10 protein-coding genes and 1 pseudogene are annotated in these 9,052 nt (G+C 56.0%); 4 read left to right on the top strand and 7 right to left on the bottom strand.

Annotated elements, in window-relative coordinates; all coding sequences use genetic code 11:
* The coding region (locus tag C451_RS05630) for a TenA family protein (RefSeq protein WP_007738610.1) at positions 1 to 664 on the top strand (664 nt) is incomplete at its 5' end.
* A gap of 236 nt (positions 665 to 900) precedes the next feature.
* Here C451_RS05630 and bioD read toward each other — a convergent pair.
* Genes bioD through bioB form a run of 4 tightly spaced genes read right to left on the bottom strand, consistent with a single transcriptional unit; the run spans position 901 to position 4,958 of the window.
* Positions 901 to 1,560 carry a dethiobiotin synthase gene (gene bioD, locus C451_RS05625; RefSeq protein ID WP_007738608.1) on the bottom strand — a complete coding sequence of 220 codons (660 nt, stop codon included), beginning with the start codon at positions 1,558 to 1,560 and terminating at the stop codon, positions 901 to 903.
* Positions 1,557 to 2,759 (bottom strand): aminotransferase class I/II-fold pyridoxal phosphate-dependent enzyme, encoded by a 1,203-nt coding sequence (locus C451_RS05620; protein ID WP_007738607.1) that lies wholly within the window; start codon positions 2,757 to 2,759, stop codon positions 1,557 to 1,559. Before C451_RS05620 ends, bioD begins: the two co-directional genes overlap by 4 nt.
* A gap of 15 nt (positions 2,760 to 2,774) precedes the next feature.
* Positions 2,775 to 3,821: a hypothetical protein gene (locus C451_RS05615; RefSeq protein ID WP_007738606.1), complete on the bottom strand. Its 1,047-nt coding sequence runs from the start codon at positions 3,819 to 3,821 to the stop codon at positions 2,775 to 2,777.
* A 21-nt stretch (positions 3,822 to 3,842) separates the two neighbouring features.
* Complete coding sequence (gene bioB / locus C451_RS05610) at positions 3,843 to 4,958, bottom strand: biotin synthase BioB (protein ID WP_007738604.1); 1,116 nt, start codon at positions 4,956 to 4,958, stop codon at positions 3,843 to 3,845.
* 547 nt (positions 4,959 to 5,505) lie between these two features.
* Between bioB and C451_RS22870 the strand changes: the two genes are divergently transcribed.
* Positions 5,506 to 5,676: a hypothetical protein gene (locus C451_RS22870; RefSeq protein ID WP_007738602.1), complete on the top strand. Its 171-nt coding sequence runs from the start codon at positions 5,506 to 5,508 to the stop codon at positions 5,674 to 5,676.
* A gap of 112 nt (positions 5,677 to 5,788) precedes the next feature.
* On the opposite strand, the gene C451_RS24360 is transcribed toward C451_RS22870, so the two are convergent.
* Positions 5,789 to 6,034, bottom strand: a complete 246-nt coding sequence (locus C451_RS24360; protein ID WP_394295064.1) for a hypothetical protein — start codon at positions 6,032 to 6,034, stop codon at positions 5,789 to 5,791.
* Positions 6,035 to 6,124: pseudogene (locus C451_RS24590) on the bottom strand (IS6 family transposase); the annotation flags it as partial.
* Positions 6,125 to 6,746: 622 nt separating this feature from the next.
* On the opposite strand from C451_RS24590, the gene C451_RS05595 reads away from it, so the two are divergent.
* A complete protein-coding gene (locus C451_RS05595; RefSeq protein WP_007738597.1) occupies positions 6,747 to 7,751 on the top strand; it encodes a hypothetical protein in 1,005 nt (334 codons plus the stop codon).
* Positions 7,748 to 8,206, top strand: a complete 459-nt coding sequence (locus C451_RS05590; protein ID WP_007738595.1) for a hypothetical protein — start codon at positions 7,748 to 7,750, stop codon at positions 8,204 to 8,206. The genes C451_RS05595 and C451_RS05590 overlap by 4 nt, the downstream gene beginning before the upstream one ends.
* A gap of 347 nt (positions 8,207 to 8,553) precedes the next feature.
* On the opposite strand, the gene C451_RS05585 is transcribed toward C451_RS05590, so the two are convergent.
* On the bottom strand, positions 8,554 to 8,973 hold the full coding sequence (locus tag C451_RS05585) for a GlcG/HbpS family heme-binding protein (RefSeq protein WP_049912993.1): 420 nt from the start codon (positions 8,971 to 8,973) through the stop codon (positions 8,554 to 8,556).
* Positions 8,974 to 9,052: the final 79 nt, after the last annotated feature.

The following is a 9,052-nucleotide window of genomic DNA, read 5'->3' as shown; positions in this document are numbered from 1 at the left end:
TATGGAGCCATCGATCCATGAGTTCCGGCTGACGCGGGAGACAGTAGCGCCTGCTGATCCGGACGAATCCTTAAGCGATAACGAGTGGGATGATGAGGTTTTCCGACGGTATCTCATTCAGGATTACGCGTTTCTCGAAACGGGGGCCAGTGTGGTTGGCTATGCGGTTGGGCAGGCTCATACGTTGGATGAGAAAGCCGAGTTGACTGACGCGCTTTCAGTGTTGACCGGCAGTGAGAACGACTACTTCGAACGGTCATTTGATGCCTTAGAGGTTTCCAAGACGGAGCTGTCCGATACAGAGCTCACACCAACCATGCAAGAGTTTCGGGAAGTGATGCTGCGAGCAGCACTCGAAGGGGGATACGAAGAGACGCTGGCCGTGACGCTCGCTGCTGAATGGGTGTACTTTTCGTGGGCAACCCACGTCGATAGCCAGTCTCCATCGCGCTTCTATCTTGACGAATGGGTTGAGATCCACGCGAACCCAGAATTCGAAGATTACGTCAGTTGGCTTTGCGATCAGATGGACCAGTACGGTCCAAAACTCTCTGCAGAAAGACAATCTCGTATTGACACTCTCTTCAGGCGGGCCGTTGAGTTGGAAGCTGCCTTCTTCGATATGGCGTATACAGCGGAAACAACTGACGACCAGGCTCTATGAATCCACGAACGGCGTCGCTGTAAGTCGTCAGAACGATCGAGATGGTGCGGAAGAAGCGTCTTTGTGCAGAAGACTCTTTTCTGCTTCATCAAACAAGCCGCCTCGATAGCATGAAAACGTACTGACGCCGCGCTGATGCAAATCAACCATTCCGACAGCATCAGTGAAGCTGTACAGGCCCCGTAGTATCACACGTAAGGGGGGGGGGGGATGCACTTCCTGCATCCGTCGTACCGCTATTCAGGCAGCACGCTTGACGGGAGGTTTTCCCTTACCGCTGTTACCGCCTCGTCTGGCGTTACCAAGTCAAGTGCTGGCATTGTGTATACCGGCGGGTCGATCATTGATTCGAGTACGTTCGTATTCGTCCGCTCAGCGAGCGTTTCGCCGGCGTAATCATTAAGCACGACACCCCAGACGTCGAGACCGCGCCGTTCGAGAGCTTCAACGGTCAGCGCACTGTGATTGAGCGTACCGAGTCCCGAGCGTGCGACCACGAACATTGGTAATCCGAGATCGGCGGCCAGATCGATGACCTCCATCTCCTCAGCGAGCGGTACCCGGAGACCACCAATCCCTTCGACGACACCCGGATTGGCAGCTTTGAGTTTGTGCCGACAGCCCTGTAGTATCTCGTTGTAGGAGAGATCGGTGTCTTCCACGTCTGCGGCAACTGCCGGGGCAAGTGCGGGTTCAAGATAGCGAAGGCAGACACCGGCGTCCTCGCTGTTCGTAGCCTCGGTGACGAAGCCAACATCGTCGTCGGGTGGATAGCCAGTCTGTACAGGCTTGATACCGACCGCATCGCGACCGCGGTCACGAAGCCATCCAACGAGGCCGGCAGTGATGACGGTCTTGCCGACATCTGTACCGGTGCCGAGCACAAAGAGACTCATCGCAGCCCTACCTCCTCACCAGCGGCCTCAAACGCGTCGAGACAACGGTCGAGTTGCTCGCTTGTGTGCGTTGCTGTGGGGGCAACGCGCAGCCGTGACATCCCTTCAGGGACAGTCGGCGGGCGGATGGCAGGGGCGAGCACTCCACGGTCGCGGAGTGCTTCGTCGAGCGCGACCGCATTCTCCCGATCCCCGATCAGCACGGGCAGGATATGGGTTTCGCCGAGCACCTCGAAGCCGAGGTCCTTGAGCCCCGACCGGAGGTGATCAGCGCGGTCCTGAAGCGTACGCGGGCGATCCGTCATCTGTGCGATACGTAGCGCCTCCTGTGCGGCACCCGCCGCAGGTGGAGCGAGCCCGGTAGAGAAGACAAACGAGCGGGCCGTATTCGCTATATACTCGATAAGCGTCTCGTTCCCGGCGACGAACCCGCCCTGAGAACCGAGCGCCTTCGAGAGGGTTCCCAACTGGATGTGGACGCGGTCTTCGAGTCCCAGCTGCCCGACCACGCCACCGTCGTACACGCCTGTCGCGTGGGCTTCGTCGACCATCATCCACGCGCCGTAGTGCTCGGCGGCCGAGCATATCGTGCTGAGTGGAGCGATGTCACCATCCATGCTGAACACCGAATCTGTTACGACCAGCCAGGATTCCTCTTCATCTGATTCGCAGGCACGACGGTCCATAGCTGCCCGGAGGTCAGTAGCACTACAGTGATCGTACACCTTGATCTCGGCATCGGAGAGCCGGCAGCCGTCGATAATGGAGGCATGATTGAGTTCATCGGAGAAAACCACGTCGGGAGCGAGTGCCGTAATCGTCCCGATGTTGGCGGCGTACCCCGAGGAAAACACCAGCGCACGCTTGGTCTCTTTCGATTTGGCGAGTGCGTGTTCGAGATCGCGGTGAACGAATGTATCCCCTACGACTAGCCGGCTGGCACCCGCGCCAGTACTGAATTCATGGGCAATCCGGGCGGCTGCTTCGGCCAATCTGTCGTCGCCTGCGAGCCCGAGGTAGTCGTTGGTCGCGAACACCAGCAGCCCCTCGGCATTGGCGTCGAAAGCTGGCACGTCGGCACCCGGGTCGGGTACTCGGCGAGCCGTCGGCCCGATACGGTCGACAGGTGCAAGCTCGCGGCGGAGCCCACGCTCTTCCCGGGACTGGAGGCGTGCTTCGAGGTCGAATCCTCGACCCATCTGCCACTGCACGGTTCAAAACCCGGGCATGAGCTCGGCCGGGCCATAGACGCCGTAATCATCGGTCCGGTTGCGGCGAACAGCGGCTTTCAGGTAGCCGAGTGCGGGACCGTTCACGTTGGCTTCCATGCTCGTGTCGTCGTCGAGTTCGAACGTATTGGTACCGACATCGCCATCGAACGTACGGCCCGTGACTTTGACGGTCGTAGTGGTTGGCTTTTGATCGTTTCTGAGATCGAGAATGCCACCGACGGTCACGTCTTCAGTGTCGCAGATACCTGCCCGTTCGAGGAGGACATCGTCGGCATGCTCCATATCGTTGAACTTGATGACGCCGTCGTGGGCGTCAACGATTTCTTCGATGTCTTCATCTGAAAGGTCGCGTGCTGACTCGATATCGTAGTCGGGGAGGTGGGCAATGTCTTCGCGTACGGTACCACGGTTGTCCTCATAGCCGGATTTGAGGCCGACACCCCACCAGATTTCTATCTCTTCGATCTCGACGAACGACTGGGAAGCGAGTGCCGCCGCGCCCGTAAGGAGGCCGGGTGTCGCGCCCGCACCGCAGACGAACGTGATACCCGATTCTTCCAGTTGTTCCTCGCGCTCGTCGAGCATACCGATGACACGCGAACGCTTGAGTACGTCGACGAGGACACCCTCGTAGCCTGCGTCCGCGAAGCGCTCGGCGATGTTCGGGATGAAGTCGTGTTCGAGGTTCGGAAGCGCAATGAGTACCGCGTCGATGGCTTCGTGTTCGGCGATAATATCTTCGATCGGCGTCTCAGTCGATACTGCCTGCCTTGAGGTAACGACGCCCTTGTCGTCGCCGTGTTCTTTGATGCCGTCACCGCTAGACTCGATGGCAGTCCCGCCGTCGGAAGCGATGTTCCCCTCGGTTGCAGCCAGCAGTTCATCCACGTCGAGACCACCGTGATCGACGGCGATCCCGTGGCGGTCGCAGGCTGCAATGGGCATGAGTTCGTCTTTTGCCACGGAGACTTCGAGTGCGCGACGGCCGATACCACCAGTGCCGAGAATGGCGAAGTTGATGTCGTTCATGACTGTTGCTGTATATCTGGGTTAATCATCAGACGGCTCCGTCTTGCTCGTGGCCGTCCCAACCGTTGTGCCCACAGGTTCGGCCAAGTCATCACCACGGGATTTCACTTCTTCCGGATCGAAATCGTTGACTTTGGTATTAGGCTTCATGCCAGCTTGTTCCATCATCTCGATATCGTCGCCGGGTGACTGGCCCTCAGTGGTGAGGTAGTCCCCGGTAAGGATGCCATCCGCGCCGGCTTCGAAGGGGAGGTGTTGCTCGTCCTCGGCGAAGTTGACCTCGCGGCCACCGGTGAGTCGAACCCGCGCATGCGGGTGGAGAAGCCGGTAAACCGCGATTGTCTTGATGATTTCCGCCGTAGAGATGAGTGCTGTCTCCCGGTTGTCGAACATCGTCCCGGCGACCGGGTTGAGGATGTTGACGGGAAGCGAGGAGACTTCGAGATCCTGAAGCGCGATGGCCGCGTCTACACGGTCAGTGGGTGCTTCGCCCATGCCTAGGATAACGCCGGCACAGAGGTCCATGCCAGCATCCTTGGCGACTTCGAGTGTCTTCACGCGATCTTCAAAGTCATGTGTCCCGACGATTTCGGGGAAGAAACGCGGCGAGGTTTCGATGTTGTGATTGTAGTGGTTGAGGCCTTCATCCGCGAGAATCGCGGCCTCCTCTTCGGTAAGAATCCCAAGAGAGGCGTCGACTTCGACATCAGTTTCGTCTCGTACTAATCGGATGGCGCGGATGACTTCATTCCACTCGTCGGGGCGTTTTTCTTTGGAGACGCCTTTCTCGGCGACGACGATGCCAAAGCGCTGGGCACCATCGCGTTCGGCCTGCTTGGCCGCCTTGAGGATTTCTTTGGGGTCGAGAAAGCCGTATGTGTCGATACCAGTGTCGAAGTGAACAGACTGCGCACAGAACCCACAGTTCTCTGCGCAGTTGCCCGCCTTCGCGTTCACGATAGAGCACGCGTCGACGGTATCGTCGCCAAGTTGGGAGCGGACGTAATCGGCTCCCTCGGCGAGGGGCTTGACCGGCTGGGCCATCAGTGCGAGCCCATCCCGGCGATCGAGCGTCTCGCCGTCGAGTATACAGGCGACAGCGTCGTCAACGGTGCGGCACCCTGTCTCGTAAACCACGCTAGCTCACTCAGTTGACGAGATTATAAATCTTGGGCTTCCATTGAATCGCCATAGGGAGTTGGAATCAGCAGGCTGCGTCTGTTTGACATTGTCGATGTGACACATCAGGACAATCCCGCGGAATTCACGGTAGCGCCTATCGGATTGGACGGCATCGCGGATAAGCAGGACAGCAATCCCGAGGTCGAACGCGACACGTAGATGCCACGAGATCGGTATGGGAGACCAGATAGACGGCCGCAACACCAAGGAGAGTACTATCGTCACCGACAAATACTGATGATTCGTCTCGAGCCCGCGTTGTGTGCCTTGACCGTCATAGTGGCCTCACAACGACTCCGTATCTCTGGATGGATGCCTGATTCCATCGTTAGGACACCGCTGCGCAAAAGACGAAGAAGCACACCGGGTTATCTGTGCTGTCGTCTGCGACGGGGCGGGTATTGAATCTTCGTCCAATATGGATGTCAGCAGACGATTCCGTCCACAACATGATTTTACTGCAGCGCGAAGGTTTACAATCGCTCTACTGAAACGGACCCATATGGCTGGACTCATACAGCGAACCGCGACAGCGATTGATGAGATGTGGCAGTCGATCTGGGGTGATGCCAGCCGTGGTGAGAAAATCATCATCGCGATCGTTCTCCTCGTCACTGGACTAGCGATCCCGGTGATTCCCATTGTCTGGATCGCACGTCTAATTGCGAACTGATCTAGCAGTCGGGCGTATTGATCGTTCCGACGGCACTCTCTTTGATCACTCGAGAACCGGGGCTTTCGGGAAAGTCTACTCGGGATTAGAGTGCTAAGCACGAGTGGCACTGTTAACTTAGGCCGGCAGCTTCGACCGGCGGTTGATTGTCAAGGGATCGGTGACTTCGGAGGTGATTGTAGTAATAGGTGTAGGCAGTCAGCCAGCGCTCGGCGCTTGGCTGACTGCCGTTCCATGTTTCATGAAATCGTTCAATCCGCATTGTGAACGTCTGAAACAGCTTCTCGACGATGTTTCGGTCGGTGTAGTCGAGATGATTACCCAGATCGGTCTTTGCGAGGGCGGTCAGGTAGTCCATGCCATCGACGAGAAATTCTGCGTCGGAGACGCGGTGTTTCTCTTTCAACTCGCGGAGAAACGACGTTGCTGGGTCGGTTCCACGATGTTCAGAAAGTCGTGCGCGAGTGATTGGCACAACGTTTGAATGTTGAGGGGGCGTCGGTATTTCAGCAAGCGGAAACCTAGTGACAGCAGTGGGCTTACTGGGCCCCTCGCTGACCAACATTCAGTTCTTACGCAGACCACTCCAGCACGACTTTCGAGTCGATATCGATCGCTGCGTACAGCCACATTTCGCGCTCTTCGGCCAGCTGAACCTATTTTTCGTCAACCGCAACGCGATCAGGTTCGGCGGTGAATGTTTGCTCGTGAGACTTGGCGAACGACTGACACCAGTTGCGAATAGCGGGGCGGCTGCGGTCAACGCCGAACCAGCCGAGCATGTCGCGGATTTCGGTAAGTGAAGCGCTGAGGCATGCAACGCGCACGCCAGCCGGCCTGATCCGGCTGGCGTGCGCTCCCCGTGCAAAAACGGTACAGTGCTGGTGTCCTCATCTGCCAACCGAAGTTCCTCTATCATGAGCCGGTCATGTACGAAGGAACTCCACCTACTTCAGCCGACTAAGTCAACAGTACCGTATCGCGTGAATCATGAGCACGGTTACATGCATTGCTACTCACGGATGCCTTGGAGCAAGAGATATATGGCTTGAGAAATATGACAAATAATAATGCCGTCTTTAAATCAACAGGACGAGAAGATTGCGAGAGAGATTCTGAAAGTGTCGTACAATCAGTTCGAGGACGTGCAGTACCATGGAGTGACGGGTGAGGATCTCTACGAGGAACTGGATGAATTTGATCAGGATCACGTGGCCTATGTTGCCGAGCGGATAGATGAGGAGTATGCCGAGGTGAGAGGAGCGATCGGGCAGCGGGTCAGTACGATTCAAATCAGCCCTACTGGTATCGAAAAGCTCCAGAAAGACGGTTACGAGACGATTCTTGAGAGCGACATGAGGTATGAACTATTGAAGAAGTTATATCAAATCGATCGAGAGAACGCGGGACTCGTGTTTGCGGGACGGGACGAACTTATTGGTGAGCTAGGTGACGAGCCGATTGTCGATCAGAATATTTGGTATTTGAAGGAAAAGCGGCTCGTCGAAACACATGGGGGTGGTGGCGGTCTCTTCTATCACAGTGCGAACATCACTGATCGGGGCATTGATCGGTTCGAATCGTACAGACAAGACGGGGTGGGGATTCCACGGACAAGAACCCACCAATCGCTGCGTCAGGCCTCAATCGGACCAAATGAGTCTGAAAAGGCGGAGAACTTGTTTCGCGATATCGTTGAACTCTCACAAGAGGAACTCATTGTCATTGATAGGTATGCACGTGAGGGGTTGTACGATCTGCTGCAGCACGTTCCTCAGGGAGTCGACATCAAGGTCATGACATCAAACACGGTAACAGGGGATGACTATCAGAACCTCGTTAATCAGTTTTCGCAGCAGCACTCGGATATCGAGGTACGAAGCCTATCAAACAGCAATTGGGATTTTCATGACCGATATGTTATCCGAGACCGAGAGGATGGATGGGCATGGGGGCATTCGTTTCATGATGCAGGTGACACCCAGCATACCGCCTCGGAGCTGCGACCGATTAATCGCGAATCGATTGTCTCCCAGTTCACGGATGCCTGGAAGAATGGGAGTGGGATTGTATGACGGAACGTGTAGTGAGCATCGATTTATCGACGGACGCCGAAGGGATGCTTCCACGGCAATGCCCGAACTGCGAGGGACAGTTCACTATCGAGGGGGATACTTACGAAGAGGAGCATTATCTAAATATTCGCTGTCCGTATTGTGAGTGGATCGCGGAGTTCGATGAATACCTTACAGAAGAACAAGCCGCGTATGGGGAAGCAGTCGCGGAGAACGAGGCAAGACGGATGCTAGAGGAAGAACTCGGTGGTGCGCTCGAAGACGCGTTCAGCGATATGGGTTCAAGTGATTTTCTTGAGGTAGAGACAAACACTGATAAGACTGATTTCGGGCATCGGGCCCCTCCGTCTCCAGACCTCGGTATCAAAATCGATGAGACAGTTTGTGCTAACTGTGGGTTTCGGTACGCTGTCAAGGAAGGAACGAATAATTCCTCCTGTCCTGTCTGCCGCTGATTGGTGTTTTGTGTCGTTATAACTAGTGATTGGTAATGTGTGGTCTCGTCGAATCGCACTGTGAGCACGTCAGGAAGTCCTCGGCGACCGCTTCGATGCGAACCACGCTACGAACCTCCGCTCCATCCACTGGCTTGATTGCCGTTCTCAGGACGAGTAACCGTGGTTTTAGGCCGTGGCATGGTGGTCGCTGTGGGAGAGAGCGGGGTGGTAGGTAAAAGTACAGATATACCAAACTAAGCATGAGTAAGTTGCAACAATATTGTTGAATCTGCTCTACGATAGATCAATCGACTGCCCGCCATCAAAATCCCTGTACGCGTGATTTACGAATGTCCTGAGTGGCGCTATTCGGCTAGTTCTTGGAACTTTTCGACAGCAGCCTCTGCGATCTCGACATCCTCATCGGGCATTCCACCGCTTGAGCCTACGGCTCCGACGATTTCGCCGTCGTTTTCGAGTGGGAATCCTCCACCGAAAATGACGATACGACCCTCGTCGACCGTCTGAAGCCCATACAACGTTTCGCCGGGTTGTGTCACGTCAGCGAGTTCGTGGGTCGGCATTTTCAGCCCGGCGGCCGTGTAGGCCTTGTTCCGAGAAATAGTGACGCTCGGCAGCCACGCGCCATCCATCCGGTGTTGGGCAACGAGATTCCCCTCTGAATTCGATACCGTGAGAACCGATGGGACACCGATCTCTTCAGCGTGCTGTTCGGCCGCTTCGATCACTGTAGTCGCTTGCTCGAGTGGGATCGTCGCTACCATCGTCATCCATTCGTTCGGATAGCGCACACAAAAAGATGAATGCTCCATATGGTTAATAATAGACAGAGTAATAGCAAAT

Source organism: Halococcus thailandensis JCM 13552 (genome assembly GCF_000336715.1).
GTDB classification, from domain to species: domain Archaea; phylum Halobacteriota; class Halobacteria; order Halobacteriales; family Halococcaceae; genus Halococcus; species Halococcus thailandensis.
This window is presented reverse-complemented; position numbering and strand designations above follow the sequence as displayed.